This is a genomic window from Stenotrophomonas sp. BIGb0135 (assembly GCF_024810105.1).
Taxonomy (GTDB): domain Bacteria; phylum Pseudomonadota; class Gammaproteobacteria; order Xanthomonadales; family Xanthomonadaceae; genus Stenotrophomonas; species Stenotrophomonas maltophilia_AB.
The window spans coordinates 89,750-110,606 of record NZ_JANUDX010000007.1 but is presented as its reverse complement, the minus strand read 5'-3'; the positions used below and the strand labels follow the sequence as shown (position 1 = coordinate 110,606).

General features: G+C 68.8%; 14 protein-coding genes. 5 read left to right on the top strand and 9 right to left on the bottom strand.

The genetic code is table 11. The features are described 5' to 3' along the window. Nucleotides 1–79: 79 nt before the first annotated feature. Entirely contained in the window at nt 80–1,108 is a 1,029-nt protein-coding gene (gene adhP / locus M2421_RS14680; RefSeq protein ID WP_259207989.1) for an alcohol dehydrogenase AdhP, read from the bottom strand. 81 nt (nt 1,109–1,189) lie between these two features. Next, nucleotides 1,190–2,719 (bottom strand): aldehyde dehydrogenase, encoded by a 1,530-nt coding sequence (gene adh / locus M2421_RS14675; protein ID WP_259207987.1) that lies wholly within the window; start codon nt 2,717–2,719, stop codon nt 1,190–1,192. A 236-nt stretch (nt 2,720–2,955) separates the two neighbouring features. Between adh and M2421_RS14670 the strand changes: the two genes are divergently transcribed. Beyond that, nucleotides 2,956–4,842: a sigma-54-dependent Fis family transcriptional regulator gene (locus M2421_RS14670; protein ID WP_259207985.1), complete on the top strand. Its 1,887-nt coding sequence runs from the start codon at nt 2,956–2,958 to the stop codon at nt 4,840–4,842. 14 nt (nt 4,843–4,856) lie between these two features. On the opposite strand, the gene eda is transcribed toward M2421_RS14670, so the two are convergent. Continuing rightward, nucleotides 4,857–5,495 (bottom strand): bifunctional 4-hydroxy-2-oxoglutarate aldolase/2-dehydro-3-deoxy-phosphogluconate aldolase, encoded by a 639-nt coding sequence (gene eda, locus M2421_RS14665; protein WP_259207983.1) that lies wholly within the window; start codon nt 5,493–5,495, stop codon nt 4,857–4,859. Then, nucleotides 5,482–6,498: a sugar kinase gene (locus M2421_RS14660; protein WP_259207980.1), complete on the bottom strand. Its 1,017-nt coding sequence runs from the start codon at nt 6,496–6,498 to the stop codon at nt 5,482–5,484. Before M2421_RS14660 ends, eda begins: the two co-directional genes overlap by 14 nt. 270 nt (nt 6,499–6,768) lie before the next feature. On the opposite strand from M2421_RS14660, the gene M2421_RS14655 reads away from it, so the two are divergent. After that, nucleotides 6,769–9,516, top strand: coding sequence for a TonB-dependent receptor (locus M2421_RS14655; RefSeq protein ID WP_259207975.1), 2,748 nt, complete (start codon nt 6,769–6,771; stop codon nt 9,514–9,516). 264 nt (nt 9,517–9,780) lie between these two features. Beyond that, nucleotides 9,781–13,536 (top strand): LamG domain-containing protein, encoded by a 3,756-nt coding sequence (locus M2421_RS14650; RefSeq protein ID WP_259208238.1) that lies wholly within the window; start codon nt 9,781–9,783, stop codon nt 13,534–13,536. Nucleotides 13,537–13,667: 131 nt separating this feature from the next. On the opposite strand, the gene M2421_RS14645 is transcribed toward M2421_RS14650, so the two are convergent. The 5 genes from M2421_RS14645 to M2421_RS14625 form a co-directional block, all read right to left on the bottom strand. Next, on the bottom strand, nt 13,668–14,507 hold the full coding sequence (locus M2421_RS14645; RefSeq protein ID WP_259207973.1) for a PhzF family phenazine biosynthesis protein: 840 nt from the start codon (nt 14,505–14,507) through the stop codon (nt 13,668–13,670). A 432-nt stretch (nt 14,508–14,939) separates the two neighbouring features. Next, complete coding sequence (locus M2421_RS14640; protein WP_259207971.1) at nt 14,940–15,152, bottom strand: hypothetical protein; 213 nt, start codon at nt 15,150–15,152, stop codon at nt 14,940–14,942. A gap of 302 nt (nt 15,153–15,454) precedes the next feature. Continuing rightward, nucleotides 15,455–16,045: a cysteine dioxygenase family protein gene (locus tag M2421_RS14635; protein ID WP_259207969.1), complete on the bottom strand. Its 591-nt coding sequence runs from the start codon at nt 16,043–16,045 to the stop codon at nt 15,455–15,457. A gap of 155 nt (nt 16,046–16,200) precedes the next feature. Further along, nucleotides 16,201–17,829, bottom strand: coding sequence for a carboxylesterase/lipase family protein (locus M2421_RS14630; protein ID WP_259207968.1), 1,629 nt, complete (start codon nt 17,827–17,829; stop codon nt 16,201–16,203). After that, on the bottom strand, nt 17,826–18,827 hold the full coding sequence (locus M2421_RS14625; protein WP_310440029.1) for an alpha/beta hydrolase: 1,002 nt from the start codon (nt 18,825–18,827) through the stop codon (nt 17,826–17,828). Before M2421_RS14625 ends, M2421_RS14630 begins: the two co-directional genes overlap by 4 nt. A 154-nt stretch (nt 18,828–18,981) precedes the next feature. Between M2421_RS14625 and M2421_RS14620 the strand changes: the two genes are divergently transcribed. Together M2421_RS14620 and M2421_RS14615 are read left to right on the top strand one after the other, a co-directional pair. Beyond that, nucleotides 18,982–19,803 (top strand): 2-keto-4-pentenoate hydratase, encoded by an 822-nt coding sequence (locus M2421_RS14620; RefSeq protein ID WP_259207964.1) that lies wholly within the window; start codon nt 18,982–18,984, stop codon nt 19,801–19,803. A 38-nt stretch (nt 19,804–19,841) separates the two neighbouring features. Next, nucleotides 19,842–20,846 carry a TRAP transporter substrate-binding protein gene (locus M2421_RS14615; RefSeq protein WP_259207963.1) on the top strand — a complete coding sequence of 335 codons (1,005 nt, stop codon included), beginning with the start codon at nt 19,842–19,844 and terminating at the stop codon, nt 20,844–20,846. The last annotated feature ends 11 nt before the right edge of the window (nt 20,847–20,857 follow it).

Sequence of the window (20,857 nt, the reverse complement as noted above, 5' to 3'; positions counted from 1 at the left end):
GCAGGACGGAAGAACCGGCGCTGCCGTCCTGCTGCCGCCGGGAGAGGAGAAGCGACGCAGGACGGCAACGCGCAGCCGGTTACGCGCTCATGTCCAGCACCACGCGGCCCTCGATCTTGCCGGCCTGCATGCGCGCGAAGATGTCGTTGATGTTCTCCAGCGAATCGCTTGTGACCGTGGCGGCCACCTTGCCCTGCTCGGCGAATTCCAGCGATTCCTGCAGGTCCAGCCGGGTGCCGACGATCGAGCCGCGCACGGTGATGCCATTGAGCACCATGCCGAAGATATCCAGCGGGAAGTTGCCCGGTGGCAGGCCGTTCAACGAGACCGTGCCGCCACGGCGGACCATGCCCAGCGCCTGCTCGAAGGCCTTCGGCGAGACAGCCGTGACCAGCGCGCCATGCGCACCGCCGATCTCCTTCTTCAGGAAGGCGGCCGGGTCGGTGTTGCGCGCGTTGACAGTGATCGTCGCGCCGAGTCGCTCGGCCAGCGCAAGCTTGCCATCGTCGATATCCACCGCCGCCACGTTCAACCCCATCGTCTTGGCGTACTGCACGGCCATGTGGCCCAACCCGCCGATCCCGGAGATCACCACCCACTGCCCGGGCCGGGTGTCGGTGACCTTCAGGCCCTTGTACACGGTGACGCCGGCGCACAGGATCGGCGCCACCTCGATGAAGCCCACGTTTTTGGGCAGCAGGCCCACGTAATCGGCGTTGGCCAGGGCGTATTCGGCGAAGCCGCCATTGACCGAGTAACCGGTGTTCTGCTGGGCTTCGCACAGGGTTTCCCACCCGCCCATGCAGTGCTCGCAGTGGCCGCAGGCCGAGTACAGCCACGGGATGCCGACGCGGTCGCCTTCGCGGATATGGCGCACACCCGCACCCACCGCGACCACGTGGCCGACGCCTTCATGGCCGGGGATGAACGGAGGATTGGGTTTGACCGGCCAGTCGCCGTCGACCGCGTGCAGGTCGGTGTGGCACACGCCACACGCTTCGATCTTCACCAGGATGTCGCCCGGGCCGGGACGCGGCACCTCGACCTCCTCGATGCGCAGCGGCGTGCCGAACTCGCGGACGACCGCGGCCTTCATGGTCTTGTTCATGCGTGGATCTCCGTGGATTGCCAATGACGGCACTGTGGCGCCGGCCTCATGCCGGCGCCTTGATCGGAATCAACCGGGGGCTCAGAAGAAGCCCAGCTTCTTCGGCGAGTAGCTGACCAGCAGGTTCTTGGTCTGCTGGTAGTGGTCGAGCATCATCTTGTGGTTCTCGCGACCGATGCCCGACTGCTTGTAGCCACCAAAGGCCGCGTGCGCCGGGTAGGCGTGGTAGCAGTTGGTCCAGACCCGCCCGGCCTGGATGCCGCGGCCCATGCGGTACAGGCGCGAGGCATCGCGGCTCCACACGCCGGCGCCCAGGCCGTACAGGGTGTCGTTGGCGAGCTCCAGCGCTTCCTCCTCGGTCTTGAACGTGGTCACCGAGACCACCGGCCCGAAGATCTCCTCCTGGAACACGCGCATCCTGTTATGGCCCTTGAACACGGTCGGCTTCACGTAGAAGCCGCCGGCCAGGTCGCCGTCGAGCTTGGCCTGCTCGCCGCCGATCAGCACCTGCGCACCTTCCTGCCGGCCGATGTCGAAGTAGGAGAGGATTTTTTCCAACTGCTCGGAGGAGGCCTGTGCGCCGACCATGGTGGCGGGATCGAGTGGATTGCCCTGTTTGATCGCGGCCACGCGCGCGAGCGCACGCTCCATGAATTTCTCGTAGATCGATTCCTGGATCAGCGCGCGCGAGGGGCAGGTGCACACCTCGCCCTGGTTGAAGGCGAACAGCACGAAGCCTTCAACGGCCTTGTCGAGGAAGTCGTCGTCCTCGGCCATCACGTCGGCGAAGAAGATGTTCGGCGACTTGCCGCCCAGTTCGAGCGTCACCGGGATCAGGTTCTGGCTGGCGTACTGCATGATCAGACGGCCGGTGGTGGTCTCGCCGGTGAAGGCGATCTTGGCGATGCGCGGGTTGGAGGCCAGCGGCTTGCCCGCCTCCACGCCAAAGCCGTTGACCACGTTGAGCACGCCCTTGGGCAGCAGGTCGCCGATGACCTCCATCAGCACCAGGATCGAGGCCGGGGTCTGCTCGGCCGGCTTGAGCACCACGCAGTTGCCGGCCGCCAGCGCCGGGGCGAGTTTCCAGGCGGCCATCAGCATCGGGAAGTTCCACGGGATGATCTGCCCCACCACGCCGAGTGGCTCATGGAAGTGGTAGGCGACGGTGTCCTTGTCGATCTCCGACAGGCTGCCTTCCTGCGCGCGCACCGCACCGGCGAAGTAGCGGAAGTGGTCGGCCATCAGCGGCACGTCGGCGTTGAGCGTCTCGCGGATCGGCTTGCCGTTGTCCCACGTCTCGGCATGCGCGAGCAGCTCGAGGTTCTCTTCGATGCGGTCGGCGATCCGGTTGAGGATGTTGGCGCGCTCGGTGGTCGAGGTCTGGCCCCAGGCGGCCTTGGCGGCGTGCGCGGCGTCGAGGGCGGCCTCGATGTCCTCGGCATTGGAGCGCGCCACCTCGGTGAACACCTTGCCGGTCACCGGGGTGGTGTTCTCGAAGTACTGGCCGCTGCGCGGGGCCACCCACTCCCCGCCGATGTAGTTGCCGTAGCGCGGCTTGAAGATGGACTGCGGATCGGTGGCGTGCGGCTTGGCGGACGTGACAGCGTTCATCGGGGTGTCTCCGGCAGAGGTGAAAAGGCCCATCGGGGTCCCTTCCCTGCCGCAAGGACGATGCCAGCTTTGCCCTGCTGCACTGCGGCACCCGCTCATGCCGTGCGGTGCCGCACGCGACCCATCGAATCTGTGGCAGTGCAGCACGGCAGGTCATTGCGCGGTAACGCCGGCTGTGCTGTTTATCGGAACAGGTCCCGCTACAACTGTCGCAGAGTGCGACACTGGAGAATCAGGTGTCCCAGCTTCCGCTCCAGCACCGCGTCGGCAATGCGCGCCGCTCGTTCTTCGAGCGCGGCGCGGCGCCGGTCGGCATCGTCCCCGATACCATCCTGCAGTCGTGGCAACGCTGCCTGCGAGGCGGCTTGTCGGTGGATGCGCAGCCGGAGGTGGAGCCGCTGCCGGATGCGCGCCTGCGCGAACTGCGCGAGCGCCAGCAGAAGCTGTGGCGCCTGGCACGCCCGGAGCTGGACGGCCTGGCGGCCGATATCGCCGCGGCCGGCAGCATCGTGCTGCTCACCGACGAGGATGGCTGGATCCTCGACGCAGAAGGCAACCCTGGCTTCCTGGACAAAGCCGGGCGCGTGGCGCTGATGCCGGGCGTGCGCTGGGATGAGACCACGGTGGGCACCAACGCGATCGGCACCGCGATCGTCGAAGGCCGCTCGGTGGAAGTGCGCGGCGGCGAACACTACTTCGCCCCGCACGGCATCCTGACCTGCTCGGCCACGCCGATCTTCGACCCCTACGGCCAGCGCGTGGGCGTGCTGGACATCTCCGGCGATGCGCGCCTGCAGCACCTGCATGCGCGGGTCCTGGCGCGGCAGGCGGTGGCGCACATCGAGCACCGCTACTTCGACAGCGGGCTGGCCGATTGCCAGCTGCTGCGCCTGCACCATGATGCGGCCCTGCTGGGCACCGCGCGCGAAGGCATCCTCGGCTTCCGCAGCGGGCGGCTGGTGGCGGCCAACCGCGCCGGGCTGGCGCTGTTCGGGCTGGAGCATGCCGATATCGGCCACGCACCGTATGCGGCGCTGTTCGATGGGCCGCTGGCGCGGCTGCACGACGATGGCGCGTTGATCGACCGCCAGGGCCGCGCGCTGTACGGTCACCTGGACGATCGCAGCCACGCGCCGGCGCGGGTCCCTGCCCCCGGGCGTGCGCCCGCCGCCCTGCCGGTGCCGACGCGCCGTGTCGCCCCGGTGGATGCCACGCCCTTGTTCGATGCCGACCAGCAGCGCGTGCTGGAGCGGGCCTGCCGCGTGCTGGATGCGCAGCTGCCGGTACTGCTGCAGGGCGAGACCGGGACCGGCAAGGACGTCGTCGCGCGTGAACTGCACCGGCGCAGCATGCGTGCCGGCAAGCCATTCGTGGCGGTCAACTGCGCGGCGCTGCCCGAGGGCCTGATCGAAGCCGAGTTGTTCGGCTACGAAGAGGGCGCGTTCACCGGCGCGCGCCGGCAAGGCAGCCCGGGCCTGCTGCGCCAGGCGCAGGGCGGGGTGTTGTTCCTGGATGAAATCGGCGACATGCCGCTGGCCCTGCAGCCGCGCCTGTTGCGGGTCCTGCAGGAACGCACGCTGTCGCCGCTGGGCGGTGGAAAGCCGGTCCAACTGGATTTCGCGCTGATCTGCGCCACCCACCGCGACCTGGACCAGGCCATGCAGGCCGGCGGGTTCCGCAGCGACCTGTACTACCGCATCGCCGACCACACCGTCACCTTGCCGCCGTTGCGCGAGCATGCCGACCGCCCCGCCCTGGTGGCCGGGCTGTGGGCACGCCTGGGCCAGGGCCGCGTGCTGGAGCCCGCGGCGCAGGCGGCGCTGGCCGCGCACGCCTGGCCAGGCAACGTACGCCAACTGTGCGCGTGTCTGCGCACGCTGGTGGCATTGAGCGACCCCGGTGAGGCCATCGGCCTGGACGCACTGCCGGCCCAGGTCCGCATGCCCGCGCCAGCGGTGGCGCCGGCGCGTGGCGCTGACGCAGGACTGCAGGCGATGACCCTGGCGGCGATGCGCGACGCGCTGGCCGCCAGTGAGGGCAATGTGGCGCAGGCGGCGCGGGCGCTGGGTATCAGCCGCAGCACCCTGTACCGCCGCCTCGGCGAGGCCGCCCACCGGCACTGAACCGGCGCTCCGCCTCAGCCGACCAGGGCGGCCGAATCGCGCGCCAGCTGTTCGATCCCGGCCCAGTCGCGGGCCTGCAGCAGCGCCCGCGTGGTCAGCCAGGAACCGCCCACGCACAGCACGTTGGGCAGGTGCAGGAAATCGCGCGCGGTCTGCGCGCTGATCCCGCCGGTGGGGCAGAACCGCACGTCGCCGAACGGCCCGCTCCAGGCCGAGAGCATCGCGGCACCACCGGCCTGCACGGCCGGGAAGAACTTGAAGGTATCCAGGCCCTGTTCCAGCCCGAGCATCAGTTCGGAGGACGTGGCGACGCCGGGCAGGAACGGCAGGTCGCTATCGCGCGCGGCGGCATACAGCCGCGGGGTCGCGCCCGGGGCCACCGCGAAGCGGCCACCGGCCTGTTTCACCTGTTCCATCTGCGCGGCACTCAGCACGGTGCCGGCGCCGACCACCGCGTCGGGCACGGCGTCCACCATCGCCTTGATCGCCTCCATCGCCACCGGCGTACGCAGGGTCACCTCGATCACCGGCAGCCCGCCGTTGAACAGCGCGCGCGCTACCTCGACGGCATCGTCGACGTTTTCCGGGGTGAACACCGGAATCACCGGGGCCAGTTTCAGGACTGCGCGTACGCGCGGATCAGCGCCGGACATCGAATCGCTCCTCGCCCGTGAGGGCCATGATGTCAGCCTCGCTGACAGGGTTGAAGTCGCCGGGAATGGAGTGCTTCAGGCAGCCTGCGGCCAGGCCGAAGCGCACGATCGCGTCCGGCGCGAAGCCGCGCATCATGCCATGCAGGATGCCGGCGGCGAAGGCATCGCCACCGCCGATGCGGTCGACGATGCCGATCATCTCGCGCGTGGGTGCCACTGCACGGGTACCGTCGCGCCCGAGCAGCATCGCCCCGAGCGCATGGTTGTCCACGCTGTGCGGCGTACGCTGGGTGCAGGCCATCCACTGCAGCCGCGGGAAGGCGGCGAACGCCTGCGCCGCCGCCGCATCGACACGCTCGGCGAGCTGCGCCTGCGGGAAGTCGCCGCCGAGGACCACGCCGATGTCGCGGTAGTCGGCGAAGGCCACGTCGGCACAGGCGAACAGGTCGCGCAGGATGCCGGCCGCGTCGCCCTGCCAGCGCGCCCACAGCGATGGGCGGAAGTTGCCGTCGAAGGACACCTTCACCCCGCGCGCGCAGGCCGCGCGCGCCGCGGCGAGCGTGGCCTCGGCCATCGCCGGGTTGAGCGCCGGGCTGACCCCGGACAGGTGCAGCCAGTCGGCGCCGACCAGCAGCGCGTCCCAGTCGTAGTCGGCGGCGCTGCCGCTGGCGAACGCCGAGTCGGCACGGTCGTAGACCACTTCGCTGGCGCGCTGCACCGCGCCGGTGGTGAGGAAGTACAGGCCCATGCGCCCCGGCCGCACCCGCACGTGGCCGGTGTCCACGCCGTGCCGGCGCAGTTCGCCGGCGACGAAGCCGCCCAGCGGGTTGTCCGGCAGCGTGCTGACCATCGCCACCGCGTGCCCCAGGTGCGCCAGCGAGACGCCGACATTGGCCTCCGCACCGCCGGCGTGCACCGCCAGCTGCGCGCTCTGCAGCAGCACCTCACGGCCGGGCGCGCTCATGCGCAGCAACAATTCTCCAAAACAGACGACACGACTCATGGTGGTGGATCCTTGTGAAGGCCAGGGCCGGTGGAAAGCCGCCCAAGCGGAATGGCTAGCGGTGTCATTCTAGCCTTGCGGCGCCAGCCGTCCACCGGGCGGAATGTCGAAAGCATTGTCCCGCAAGCCTCCAAGGGACATTCAAAATCTGTTGCGCTGCAAGATGCTCCTTCTGGAGCGGGCTGTTAACGTCCGCCCTGACCAGCGGTGTCATTGCACTGACATGTCGCCGGATAGCTGTTTCATGTAGCACCTTGGGAGAGGGAAAACATGCAATCTCGAAACATCCAGAAAAAGACACCGGTTACCTTGCTTGCCCTGTCGATCGGCCTGGCGCTGAGTGGTACCGCGCTGGCCCAGGAAACGCCCACCGACCTGGACACGGTCACAGTCACCGGCTACCGCGCCAGCGTCGAGAAGGCGCTGGACATCAAGCGCGGCGAAGCCGGCGTGGTCGATGCGATTGTCGCCGAAGACATCGGCAAGTTCCCGGACCTGAACCTGGCCGAATCGCTGCAGCGCATCCCCGGCGTGGTCATCACCCGCGAAGCCGGCGAAGGCCGCAACATCTCCGTGCGTGGCCTGGGCCCGGACTTCACCCGCGTGCGCATCAACGGCATGGAAGCGCTGACCACCGTCGGCGCCGGCGACCAGAGCGGCGGCACCAACCGCGGCCGCGGCTTCGACTTCAACGTGTTCGCCTCGGACCTGTTCTCGCAGCTGCTGGTGCGCAAGACCGCCTCGGCCGATGTCGAGGAAGGCTCGCTGGGCGCCACCGTGGACCTGCGCACCGCGCGCCCGTTCGACTACGACGGCTTCACGTTCGCCGCCAGCGGCCAGGCCAGCTACAACGCCATGGCCGAAAAGGCCGACCCGCGCGTGGCCGCACTGATCTCCAACACCTTCGCCGATGGCACCTTCGGTGCGCTGCTGTCGGTGGCCTACTCCGAGCGCCAGGCGCTGGAGGAAGGCTCCAACACCGGCCGCTGGGCCAACGGCCCGAGCAACAACAACTTCAACGCCGCCTCGCCGTTCGCCGCCGCGCGCAGTGCCAACGTCTACCATCCGCGCTTCCCGCGCTACGTGCAGATGGAACACGAGCAGAAGCGCCTGGGCGTCACCGGCACCCTGCAGTGGAAGCCGACCGAATCGACCGAAATCTCGCTGGACACGCTGTACTCCAAGATCGACGCCAAGCGCGACGAGCACTACATCGAGGCGATTTCCTTCAGCCGCGGCACCAGCACCACCCCGCGCCTGGTCGGCAAGCCGGCGATGATCGTCAAGAACGGCGCGATCGAGAACAACGCCCTGGTCTACGGTGAGTTCGACAACGTCGACATCCGCACCGAAAACCGCCATGACGAGTGGAGCACCGAATTCAAGCAGATCGCGCTGAACGGCCAGCACCGTTTCGGCGATGACTTCACCTTGTCCGGCAAGGTCGGCATCTCGCGCTCCAAGCACGAGAACCCGATCCAGACCACGATCATCATGGACAAGTACGACGTCGACAATTACAGCTACGACTACCGGGGCAACAGCCGGTTCCCGACGCTGAACTACGGCATCGACCCGACCAATCCGGCGGGCTGGGAACTGGCCGAAATCCGCCTGCGCCCGCAGTACGTGGACAATGACTTCGATACCGGCCAGATCGACTTCAACTGGAACATCAGCCCCGGCTTCCGCCTGAAGGGCGGCATCCTGGCCAAGAACTACACCTTCAAGACGGTCGAGCTGCGCCGCGCCAGCGAGCTGGCCGTGCCCAACTTCCCCAACGGCAGCAAGATCGTGCCGGTGGACATGACCCAGCAGGAAGGCCTGAAGGGCATCACCGGCAGCCCCAACAACTGGGTGGTGCCCAACCTTGATGCGATCGCCGACCAGTTCGACATCTACAGCAACAGCGGCATCTTCGCCGTCGCCCCGCGCGCCAACAACGTGCGCAGCGTGGACGAAGAGGATCGTGGCGGCTACCTGATGGGCGAGTTCTCCACCGAGCTGGGCAGCATCCCGTTCTCGGGCAACGTCGGCGTGCGCTATGTGCGCACGAAGCAGACCGCCACCGGCCTGTCCACGCTGACCACCACCACGGTGTCCACCACCGCCGAGCGCACCTACGACGACACCCTGCCCTCGTTCAACCTGGTGGCGGAAATCACCCCGGACTTCCTGATCCGCCTCGGCGCGGCCAAGGTGATGAGCCGTCCGGGCCTGGGCAACCTGACCCCCGGTTCCACCGTGGCCGTGGCCGGCGCGGCGCGCACCATCGCCACCGGCAACCCGGACCTGGACCCGATCCGCGCGACCAACGTGGACCTCGGCTTCGAGTGGTACTTCGCCGAAGGGGCGATGGCCGGTGTCGGTCTGTTCTACAAGGACATCGAGACCTTCATCCAGACCACCCGCGAAACCCACCCGTACAGCTTCAGCGGCCTGCCCGACGCGCTGCTGATCGGCACCGGCGCCAGCCCGGACAGCGACTTCACCTACACCAAGCCGGTCAACACGCCGGGCGGCGAGCTCAAGGGCGTGGAGGTCAACTACACCCAGCCGTTCACCTTCCTGCCGGGCAAGTGGTCCAACCTGGGCGTGCAGTTGAACTACACCTGGGTCGATTCGCAGATCCAGTACATCAACTCCAGCGGCCAGCCGGTGCTGAAGGCCGATCTCACCGGCCTGTCGCGCAACTCGTGGAACGCCACGCTGTTCTACGAGGGCAAGGTGTTCTCCGGCCGCGTCTCGGCGACCAACCGCGACGACTACCTGACCCAGGTGACGGGCACGGAAGCCGGCTTCAACCTCGACGGCTACCACGGCATGACCGGCACCACCTTCATCGACGCCTCGATCCGCTACGCGATCAACGAGAAGCTGGAGCTGAGCCTGGAAGGCATGAACCTGACCAACGAAGCCAGCGACGAGTGGGTCTACTCGCCGTCCACCGGCCAGCTGCCGCTGCAGTACACCGAGACGGGGCGTCAATTCATGCTCGGCGTGCGTTACAAGTTCTGATCCACGCCAGACGGCGGCGGCGTGAGCGATCGCGCCGCCGCTGTTGCGTCGCAAGATGTTGGGGAACGTCGGCTTTGCTAGCGTGCGTTGCGTGCAGGACACGCGGCGGGGAGGCTGCGCGCCCGCACGCAGCGCATTGGCACTGCCGTCGATCCAGCTCCCCGCGCCACCGCCGTAACGTTGAGCTGTCGAAAGGAACCTGCCATGCCGCTGCACGCTGTCCGTTCGCTCCGTCGCACCCGTCTTTCGGCCAGCCTGCTGTGGATGCTGCTGGGAGGCAGCGCCGGGGCCTGGGCACAGCCGGCACCGCAGCTGCTGTTCCACGTCTCGGCCGACAACGGCTTCACCGCCGACACCGTGCAGGGCGATGCGGTCCCCAATTTCCTGGACAAGGTAAAACGCGTGCCCGATGGCGCGCGCGGATCGGCGATCCAGTGGGAAGACGACGGCGTGCTCGCGTGGAACGCGCCCGGCAACATCCAGGCCCAGCGTGGCACGCTCGGCTTCTTCTGGCGCCCGCGCTATGCGGTGGGTGAAGCGCCGTTCGTGATCTTCCGGGTCGGCTACGCCGACCACAGCAGCTGGGACATGGCCTGGCTGCGCATCGACTGGAACGGCCACGGCTTCGACGCGTTCGTCACCGACGCCAACCTGGCGCGCACGCGGGTTTCCTTCGCGCTCGACCATGCCCCCTCGCCGCAGCAGTGGCAGCACATCGCCTTCGGTTGGGACGAGGACCACGGCGTACGCCTGTACGTCGACGGCAAGGAAGTGGCACGCCAGGACACCACCGCCGATTACGACGCCGCGCTCGACCAGTTGGGCCTGGCCGGGCGGGTGATGGCGCCCTACCAGGTGCAGAGCCGCTACAACTTCCTGCGTGGCAGCGACCTGGACGAGATCCGCGTCTACGATCGCCTGCTCGACCCGGCCGGCATGGCCGCGCTGGCACGCAATACGGCACCGACCACGGCCGTGGCCGCGCCCGATCCGATGCGTGCCTGGCGCCATCGCTTCGGCTGGGACAGCGCGGCGCCACCGGCGCTGACCGCACCGACCACGCGCATCCGCAAGGTCGAGTTCGCCGATACCAAGGACCACAAGCAGTGGATGTGGAAGGCCACCGACGGCATCGCCGAGACCACCTGGCCCGGCGTCTACAACCGCTCGCGACTGCCCGGCCGCAACGACTATTTCCAGCTGCCGGACTGGAACACGTACGTCGACGGCGGGAAGCAGCTCGACCTGACCCTGCCGGCGGGCGAGACAGTCAACCGCATCGAAGTGCGCGGCGCTGCGTTCGGCTCGCTCAGCCACAGCGACGACGGCCAACCGCCGACGCCGCTGCTGCAGCGCCGCCCGGGCGTGGTGCGCAGCGTCGATGACATCCCCGCGCAGACCGGCGGCGTACTGCACTTCCGCAATACCGAACAGGAAACCCCGATCCAGGAAATCTGGGCCTACGACGTCGGTGCGGCGGCCGAGCCCGCCGGCACGGTCAAGCAGCGCTACGTCATCGACAGCCAGGCCCTGCCCGATTACCTCAACATCGCCAGCCTGCGGCAGTACATCGACGGGCGCTTCCCGGTGGCCGAACGCAGCACGGTGATGGCCCTGCCCAAGGGTGCCGGTTCGCGCCGCCGCAGCGCAGATACCCTGCCCGCGCAGCCGCTGCCGATCGTGCACGTGCTGATTCCCTCGGGCGTGGGCGACGCGCCGGCTGCCCAGCCGCTGATCCGCAGCTGGGCCTACAGCTGGGAGAACATGCACGACGGGCTGGATGGCGTGGCCATCGACCTGCCCGCCCTGGATCTGCCGGCGACCAACAACGGCCTGATCCCGCTCAACATCCGCATCAAGGACCCGATCTGGCCGGCGCGCGACATGATCGATGTGTCGGTATCGGTCAAGCCGGGCGAAAGGCGCACGCTGTGGCTGGACCTGCGCGACCGCATCCTCACCGCCGACAGCCTGTGGCTGTCCATCGCCTCGGCCGCGCCGGGCTTCAATGCCACCTCGCTGGACGGTGCGGAGATCCGCATGGTCTACAAGGACCGCGAAGCGGCAAAACAGGAACACGTGGCCGACCGCTTCAACCAGGCGCGCGACAACTGGGGCTTCCTGGTCGAAGAGCACACCACGTCCAAGCGCCAGCGCCTGTATGCACGCGTCTACGCCGACCTGACCGATCTGCTGCGGGTCGACCCGGACCACGCACTCGGCCGCCTGTACTGGAACTACATCAGCTACAACAGCCAGGGCAAACCGCCGTTCACCGCGCCGGTAGCACCCAAGGGCGTGCCGCAGTGGGCGTTCGCCCAGACCGAGGACCTGAAGTACGTGCGCCGCTTCGTGGACTGGTGGATCGACAACCGCCAGATCGCCTACGGCGATTTCGGTGGCGGCATCTCCGATGATTCCGACCTCACCCAGCAATGGCCCGGGTTGGCGTTGATGGGCGTGCAGCCGGACCGGCTCAATGCCTCGCTCACCGCGCTGTCCGATGCGGTGTACCGCAATGGCATGTTCAGCAACGGCCTGAGCACCATCGAGACAGACGAACTGCATGCCTACGAGGAAGGCATCAATACCAACAGCGCCATGCTCTACCTCAACTGGGGCGACCCGCTCACCGTCGAGCGGCTGATGGAGACGGTGAAGGCGTTCGACGAACGCATCATCCTGCCCAACCCGCAGGGCCACCTGCTGTTCTCCAGCAACTGGTACGGCGGCAACAAGGTCTACCGCGAACCCAACTGGCAGTGGCAGAAGCCGTACTCGTTCCCCGCGCTGCATCCGGCGTTCCTGGTCGGCCAGTACAACGCCGATGCCACCAGCCGCAAACTCGTCACCGGCCTGGCCGACAGCTACCTGGCCCACGCCTACACCGACGACAAAGGCCGCTGGACCCTGCCCAACGAGATCAGCTGGGCCACCGGCAAGACCCGTGGCGGCGAGCTCAACAACGGTTCCGGCGGTGGCGATGTCATGCATACCTTCTGGGCCGCGTGGCGCTGGAGCGGCGACGCCAGGTACCTCAAGGCGCTGGATTACCGCGTCGAACGCGGCGGCCCCGGCGCGCTGGCCAACCTGGGCGAGAACTACGTGGAAGTACTGGGCCGTGGCGCGGAATGGAACCCACGCCTGATCGCCGATGCCGACGCCGGCAACACCGGCTTCTCCAGCCTGATGGCGTGGCAGGCCACTGGCGACAAGAAATACCTCGAAGCCCTGCACGCCGACGGCATCCAGGCCAAGGCGCAGCGCGAGTACATGAATACCGAAGGCCACTGGTGGTCCGACCGGGTCGAAGCGCCGAGCGAGTTCCTGCAGCGCGCGCGGCTCGGCGGTATCGCGCTCAAGCGCAACCAGAGTTGGCCGGGGCACACCGTGAGCTGGCGCTTCGCCCAGCCCGATGCCGCCGAGCAGGTGGCGCTGCTGGTGCACGCGCCGTCGCCGGCGCGCTTCAAGGTGATCGCCTACAACCTCGGCAAGCGTGCGGTGGATGCGGACATGACCGCCTGGAACGTCACGGCGGGGCAGTGGCGGATGACCAGCGGCGTGGATCGCGATGGCGACGACCGCATCGACGGCAAGGCCAGCGTGCGTGAGCTGGCGCTCGAACGCAGCGCGTCCACCACGTTGCGGTTCGTGCCGGGGCAGGCACAGGTGTTCGAGTTCGAACTGGTGCAGGCCGGGCAGCCGGTCGAGCAGCGCCCGGACCTGGGCATCGGCCGCGGCGATGTACGCGTGGACGCCGGCCAGGTGCAGGTAACCGTGCACAGCCTGGGGCATGTGGGCACTGGCGCAGGCGTGGCGCTGCTGGAGGACGGCAACGGCCGCGAACTCGCGCGTGCCGACGTGCCGGCGATGGCCGCGCCCAGCGACCTGTTGCCGAAGACCCATACGCTGAGCCTGCCGTTGCCGTCGGGAAAGCACCGCGGCCTGCGCGTGCGGGTGATGCTGGCCGACGGGGGTGCCGAAGTGACCCAGCGCAACAATGTGGTCGTGCTGGACTGACGCGCGCAGCGGCGCAGCGGCGCAGCGCAACAACGCAGCAACGCGGCGTGCGGTGGGGCTCAGCCCGTTCCCGTGCCGCCAGAGGATACCGGCGGTCGATCGGGGTGCGACCCTGCCGCGCCCAATCCCCGTTACAGCGTGACCGTGCCCGCAATGCAGGTCACGCAGGCCCCGCCGATCCACAGCGCATCGCCCACCCGTTCCACCTGCAACCGCCCGGCACGCCCCAGCACGGTGCCCTGGCTGATCACATAGCGGTCCGGCACCTGCCCTTCCTCGAGCAACCAGCGCGCGATACCCGCATTGAGGCTGCCGGTGGCCGGATCCTCCGGCGCGCCGTCGCCAGCGATGAAGGCGCGGCTCTCGAACTGTGCCGCGTCGCCGTCGCCTGGCTGCCACGGCCCGAACACCCCGACCTTCAGTCCGTCCAGCTGCGTGTAGTCCGGCTGCAGCGCCAGCACCGTGGCGCGGTCACGCAGGCGCAGTGCCAGCCAACCGGTGCCGTTTTCCACCCAGCGCGCGTCCACCACGTCCTCCACACGCACGCCGAGACCGGCGCGCACGCGCTCGCGCACCGCCGGGTCCAGCGCCCGGCCGCGCAGCAGTGGCGGGGCCAGGAACGCCAGCCCGGTCTCGCCGTGGCGGATACGCACCAGGCCGATCCCGCACTCCTGCACGATCTCCTGCCCCTTCGGCACCCCGCCCTGCGCCAGCCACGCATGGCAGCTGCCCAGGGTCGGGTGGCCGGCAAACGGCAGTTCCTCCAGCGTGGTGAAGATGCGCACCCGGTAGTCCGCGCGCGGATCGGTGGGCGGCAACACGAAGGTGGTCTCGCTCAGGTTGGTCCAGCGCGCGAACGCCGCCATGCGCGCCTCGTCGATACCGGCGGCATCGAGCACGACCGCGAGGGGATTGCCCAGCAGCGGATCGGCGCTGAACACGTTGACCTGTTGGAACGGATGAATGGACATCGGAAACTCCGGAAGCATCACGGGATTATCCACGCCCGCGCCCACGCCACGCCGGGTAACGCCGGGTAGAGCCGAGCCACGCTCGGCTGCTCCTGGCAGAAGACAACCGGCCCGCACGTGGAGAGCGGCGCATGCCCACGCCGCGTTGCGCTGCTGCCGAGCATGGCTCGGCACTACCGGATCACGCCGCGTCGGTGTCCATCACCTGCACGCGGCGCGCGTACCAGTCGCCCCCGTCGGGCTCGAACACCGCGCTGCGAGTCATTTCACCAAGCACCGCGGGATGATCCACACCCACGCCCACGCCCACCCCGGGTAGAGCCGAGCCACGCTCGGCTGCCCTTGGCAGGAGACAACCGGCCCGCACGTGGAGAGCGGCGCATGACCCACGCCGCATTGCGCTGCTGCCGAGCATGGCCCGGCACTACCGGATCACGCCGCGTCGGTGTCCATCACCTGCACGCGGCGTGCGTACCCGTCGCCGCCATCGGGCTCGAACACTGCGCTGCGGGTTATTTCACCAAGCACCGCGGGATGATCCACGCCCACGCCCACGCCCACACCCACGCCACCCCGGGTAGAGCCGAGCCACGCTCGGCTGCCCTTGGCAGAAGACAACCGGCCCGCACGTGGAGAGCGGCGCATGACCCACGCCGCATTGCGCTGCTGCCGAGCATGGCTCGGCACTACCGGATAACGCCGCGTCGGTGTCCATCACCTGCACGCGGCCTGCGTCCCCGTCGCCGCCATCGGGCTCGAACACCGCGCTGCGGGTCATTTCACCAAGCACCGCGGGATGATCCACGCCCACACCCACACCCACGCCACCCCGGGTAGAGCCGAGCCACGCTCGGCTGCCCTTGGCAGAAGACAACCGGCCGAAACGCAGAGAGGGCATGAACCACGCCGCATTGCGCTGCTGCCGAGCATGACGCGGCACTACCGGATCACGCCGCGTCTGTTTCCATCACCTGCACGCGGCGCGCGTACCAGTCGCCCCCGTCGGGCTCGAACACCGCGCTGCGGGTCATTTCGCCCTGGTAGACGTGGACCGAGATCGCCAGGTCGTCGGCGCTGGTATTGCGGATGGTGTGGTACTCGTGCGGCGGGATCAGGCTGCCGGCGCTGCCGCAGTCGCCGAGGATCGCCGGTTGTGCGCGGAAGCGGAAGCGCTCGCCGTCGCGTTCCAGCAGCTGGTACTGGGTGATTTCCAGTTGGCCCAGCCACACCCCTTCCACGCACCACAGGCCGCTGTGGTCGTGCAGTGGCGTGCCCTGCCCCGGCCCCCAGCTCATCGCCACGATGCTGTAGCCGTGCGCCGCGCTGCGGTACAGCTCGCGGCGCGCGTAGTGGTCCTCGATCGGGTGGTGTACGCAGGCCGGCAACTGGATGCGGCTGTCGGCGATCGCCTCGCGCAGCGCATGGCGCAGCGTCGCGGCGATCTGGTGGGCATCATCGTGCTGGACCGCGTGATCGACGGCGGCGATCAATCGATCACGTCCATGAAACGGGGGAAACGGGTCGCGGAAATCTTGCATGCCCCCAGTCTAGGCGATTGCGGTGAACGCGGTGTTTGACGGGAATCACGACAGATCGGGTCAAATCAAGCGCAACGCAGATCAAAGTCGACGAAAAAGTCCCAAACGTCTATCAAACGACGCGCGTGCCATGACGTATTCACCCCCCGTGCGCCTCACCCGAACGTTCCGCGCTGGATGAAAGGCGCCTGCCGGTACAGTTCGCGCTCGCCACCGCGGGGATCGTTGGCCTGGCGTGGAACCCGGTCGAACAGCATCGTCTCGCGGCGCTCCAGCGAATACCTGTCCCAGCGCGGCAGCCCCGCATGGTGGGGATCGCCGTGCCGCGCGAACGCGATCAACGCCTCGCTCATCGACGCGGCCACCTGCCGGGCGTCATCGCCCCCGCCCGTGCGCGATCCCGGTTGGCCGGTGGTGTCGAACACCAGCGGGATATCCAGCGTGTGGAACGCCCCGAATCGGCCGCCGTCCAGCGGTGAGCCCCAATCCAGCTGGTACGCCCAGGTCGGTGCGCCCTGGCGTGCGCGCGCCTCCAGCTCCTCGACCGCGCCGCGCCAGGAGCGCCCGGCGGTCGTAGCGGCGAAGAACACCTCCGACGGCGTGTAGTGCGGGTACAGGCGCCGGTATTCCGCGATCACGGTCGACGACAGCAGGTCGGTGTACTGCTCCTTCTCCAGCTTGGCCGGGAGGGTTTCCCAGGTCAGGGCGAAGTTGGCCGGGTCGTTGCCGAGGAAGGCGCGGGTTTCATCATGGGTGTTGCCGATCACCATCGGGATGCCCGCCGACTGCGCGGCTGCCTCCGGCCAGAACGGATGCACCGGCAGCACTGCGCCGTCCAGCACCGGGCCGAGATACAGGCCGGTGTCTTCCACCCGCGACGGATCGCGCGCGCGGGTGGCCGCCAGCAGCGCCTCGGTCGAGAGCGCACGCAGCGCGGCCACATCATTCGCACCCACTGCCTGCATCGCGATCCGTGCGCGTTGGCTGGCCGCACGCGGCCCGGCCGCGGTCACCTGCTGGCCGCTCATGGTCCAGGCGCGCTGGAACAGCCCGCGCGCGGCCGGCATCGCCATCAGCGTGGCGATCTTGGCACCGCCGCCGGACTGGCCGAACACGGTGACGTTGCCGGCATCGCCGCCGAACTCCTGTGCGTGCTGGCGCACCCACTGCAGCGCCTGCACCAGGTCGAGCTGGCCGACGTTGCCCGAGCCGGCCAGGGCCGGGTCGCCGAAGGCGCCCAGGTACAGATAACCGAACACGTTGAGGCGGTGGTTGACCGTCACCACCACCACGTCGCCGCGGCGGCACAGCGCGCTGCCGTCGTACAGCGGATCGCTGCCCGAGCCGTTGTTGTAGGCACCGCCGTGGATATAGAACAGGATCGGCCGCTTGCCGCCGTCGCGCAGCGCCGGCGTCCACACGTTGAGGTACAGGCAGTCTTCGCTGCCCGGGCCATCGCTGCCACCCTGCGGGGCGGACGACCCGTACGCGCTGGCATCGCGCACGCCGCGCCACGGCAGCTCCTGCAGCGCCGGCAGGAAGCGCCGCGCGCGCGTGTCGGCCCCGTAGGGAACACCGCGGAACACGTTCACCCCGTGCTCGGCCTGGCCGCGCAGGCGTCCGCTGCGCACCGTCGCCAGCGGCGCGGCGGCCTGGCGCGGACCGGGCACGGCAGGGGCGGCGGTCGACAGCAGCGGCACGCTGCCAGCGGCGAGCATCGCTGCGTAACGCGCGCTGTCGCGCAGGAAGCGGCGGCGCTGCAGATCGGCGGGCGAATCGCTCATGGGCGGGCCTCCGCGACCGGTGCGTACCGTGCCTGCATCCACTGCAGGGCCAGCGTGGGCCACTGCGCGGTGGTGAGTCCGGGTTGGATGCGCACGCCAAAGCCATGCCCGCCCTGCGGGAACAGGTGCATCTCGCTGGCAACACCGGCCCGGGTGAGCGCCTGGTAATAGACCAGGCTGTTGTGCACCGACACCACCTTGTCGTCCTGCGCATGTACCAGGAAGGTGGGCGGCATGTCGGCGCGCACGTGGTCCTGCATCGAGAACTGCGCCACCAAGGCCGCATCCGGATGCTCGCCGAGCAGTCGAGCGCGCGAGCCGCTGTGTGCATGCGGCCCCATGTCGATCACCGGGTACAGCAGCAGGGCCACGTCCGGCCGCGCGCTCTGGCGGTCGACCGCATCGCGCGCCGGGTACGCCGGCAGGTCGAAGCCGGTGCTCAAGCGTGCGGCGACATGGCCGCCGGCGGAGAAGCCGATCACCCCGATGCGGCCTGGATCCAGCTGCCAGCGTTTCGCGCGGTCGCGGATCAGCCGCAGTGCGCGCTGCGCATCGGCGAGCGCGGCCTGGCGATCGCTGCGCCCGGCCGGCAGCCGATACCGCAGCACGAACAGGGTTACCCCGCCGCGCTCGACGAAGGCCGGCACCAGCGCAGTGCCTTCCTTGTCCAGCACGATGCGCTGGTAGCCGCCGCCGGGAATCACCAGCAGGGCGCTGCCGTTGGGGTGCTTGGGCCGGTAGGCGACCAGATAGGGCGCATCCACATCGTCGATGTAGCGGTCCGGCAATGTCGGGTCATCGCTGCGCTCGATGACGTGCGGCGTGCGCGGCGCCCCGGATTCGCCCGGCACCTGCCCGGCCGGCCACAGCGCGATGCGGTCGGCGCTGCCGACGGCGGGTTCGGTGGCCGGCACGCTGCGTTCGGCGGCGCGCAGGGGCGACGGAGCGCCTGCCAGCAACAGGCAGGCCAGCAAGGGCAGCAGAACGGCGCGGAACATAGCGGCAGGTGTCCTCGTGATCAGGGGCATCGGGTCCATGGTGCCCCGGCCGCAGCGTTCTGACGCGCTGCACATTGCCAATGACACCGGTTTACCATATACAGCACATCCAGACGCTGTCGATGGGCAGTGCACCATTCACCGGGAGACCCGCTTGAGCAACGATCACGGCACACACGACCTGCCAGACCAGGGGTTGGGCGAGATCGCCCGCGCCTTCGTCGGCGCCCGCCAGCAGGGCCGCGCAGTGCCCGATTTCCCCGGCCAGATCCCGCCGGACCTGGTCACCGCCTACCGCGTGCAGGACCAGGCGATCGACCTGTGGGACGACACGGTGGTCGGCTGGAAGGTCGGCTACATCGCGGCCGAGCGCCGCGACAGCTCGGGCGACGACCGCCTGCTGGGCCCGATCTTCTCCCGCCGGCTCTGGAATGCCACCGGTGGAACAGTGGACATCCCGGTGTTCGTCGGCGGCTTCGGCGCGGTCGAGGCCGAGTTCGTGATCCAGCTGCTGGAAGACGCGCCGGCCGACAAGCTGCACTGGACCGCCGAGGAAGCCGAAGCCCTGCCGGCCAAGCTGTTCTATGGCGTGGAAGTGGCCAGCAGCCCGCTGGCCACCATCAACCAGCTCGGCCCGCGCGTGGTGGTGTCCGACTTCGGCAACAACAACGGCCTGGTGCTGGGCGGGGAAATCCCCGACTGGACCGCCCTGGATGACGCCGACCTGCGCGCGGAAACCCGCATCGAGGGCGAGGTGGTCGGCACCGGCGGTGCCACCCTGCTGCCCGGTGGGCTGCGTACCGCCTACGCCTTCGCGTTGGCGCGTTCGGCGCAGCGTGGGCGGCCGCTCAAGGCCGGCGACCTGATCGCCAGCGGCAACGCCACCGGCATCCACGACATCGCCGTTGGGCAACAGGCATTGATCCGTTTCGCCGGCTACGGCGACATTACCTGCAGGGCCATCGCTGCCGGGTAAACCGCGCAGCCATGGACAGTCCGCTTGGGAGGGCGCAGATGTTCACTCGCAGAAATTTCCTTGCCACCGGTCTGGGCGCGCTGAGCGTGCCCGTGCTGTCGGCGTGTTCGCGCAGCACCGGCAGCGACGTGCCGGGCGCGCACCTGCTGACCGCCACCGACGTGCACGTGGCCGACTACCCCACCGTGACCGCGGTGAAGTGGATCGGCCAGCAGCTCGAACAGAAGACCGGGGGGCGCCTGAAGCTGCGCCAGTACCACTCCGGCCAGCTCGGTCGCGAATCCGAGGCGATCGACATGGCCCGCTTCGGCGCCATCGACATCACCCGGGTGTACTCCGGCGCGCTCAACAATGCGTTCCCGCTGACCCAGGCCCTGTGCCTGCCGTATGTGTTCGAATCGGTGGCGCACATGCGCCGCGCGCTGGACGGCGGCATCGCCGATGCGGTGCTGCGTGGCTTCGAGACGCGCGACCTGGTCGGCCTGGCCATCTACGATTCCGGCGCGCGCTGCTTCTACAACACCAAGCATCCCATCGTTGAACCCAAGGACCTGCACGGCCTGAAGCTGCGCGTGGCGTCCTCGGACATCTTCATCCAGCTGATGCGCCTGCTCGGTGCCAATCCCACGCCGATGTCGCTGGGCGACACCTTCTCCGGCATGGAGACGCACATGATCGACGGTGCGGAAAACAACATGCGCAGCTTCCACTCCAGCCGCCATTTCGAGGCCGCGCACTACTGGTCGCAGAGCGACCATTCCTATGCGCCGGACGTGCTGCTGATGTCGCGCGACAGCTTCGAGCAGCTCAGCCCGGCCGACCGCCAGCTGCTGCTGGAGACCGCGCGTGAATCGGTCAACGTGATGCGCCAGCAGTGGGATGCCTCGGAAAACAGCGCCCGCCAGGCGGTGGCCGACTTCGGCATCCAGTTCAACGCGGTCGACATGCCCGCCTTCCGCAAGGCCGCCGATCCGCTGCTGCAGCAGTACCTGCAGCAGCCGGAGCTGGCCGCGCTCACCCGTCGCATCCGCGACTTCGCCTGAGGCCTGCCGCG

Excerpts from the sequence above, each read along its gene's own strand:
- adh (WP_259207987.1), bottom strand. The coding sequence starts at position 2,719 with ATGAACGCTGTCACGTCCGCCAAGCCGCACGCCACCGATCCGCAGTCC.
- M2421_RS14660 (WP_259207980.1), bottom strand. The coding sequence starts at position 6,498 with ATGAGTCGTGTCGTCTGTTTTGGAGAATTGTTGCTGCGCATGAGCGCG.
- M2421_RS14625 (WP_310440029.1), bottom strand. The coding sequence starts at position 18,827 with ATGTTCCGCGCCGTTCTGCTGCCCTTGCTGGCCTGCCTGTTGCTGGCA.
- M2421_RS14640 (WP_259207971.1), bottom strand. The coding sequence starts at position 15,152 with ATGCGCCGCTCTCCACGTGCGGGCCGGTTGTCTTCTGCCAAGGGCAGC.
- M2421_RS14630 (WP_259207968.1), bottom strand. The coding sequence starts at position 17,829 with ATGAGCGATTCGCCCGCCGATCTGCAGCGCCGCCGCTTCCTGCGCGAC.
- M2421_RS14645 (WP_259207973.1), bottom strand. The coding sequence starts at position 14,507 with ATGTCCATTCATCCGTTCCAACAGGTCAACGTGTTCAGCGCCGATCCG.
- M2421_RS14615 (WP_259207963.1), top strand. The coding sequence starts at position 19,842 with ATGTTCACTCGCAGAAATTTCCTTGCCACCGGTCTGGGCGCGCTGAGC.
- M2421_RS14655 (WP_259207975.1), top strand. The coding sequence starts at position 6,769 with ATGCAATCTCGAAACATCCAGAAAAAGACACCGGTTACCTTGCTTGCC.
- adhP (WP_259207989.1), bottom strand. The coding sequence starts at position 1,108 with ATGAACAAGACCATGAAGGCCGCGGTCGTCCGCGAGTTCGGCACGCCG.
- M2421_RS14635 (WP_259207969.1), bottom strand. The coding sequence starts at position 16,045 with ATGCAAGATTTCCGCGACCCGTTTCCCCCGTTTCATGGACGTGATCGA.
- M2421_RS14650 (WP_259208238.1), top strand. The coding sequence starts at position 9,781 with ATGCTGCTGGGAGGCAGCGCCGGGGCCTGGGCACAGCCGGCACCGCAG.
- eda (WP_259207983.1), bottom strand. The coding sequence starts at position 5,495 with ATGTCCGGCGCTGATCCGCGCGTACGCGCAGTCCTGAAACTGGCCCCG.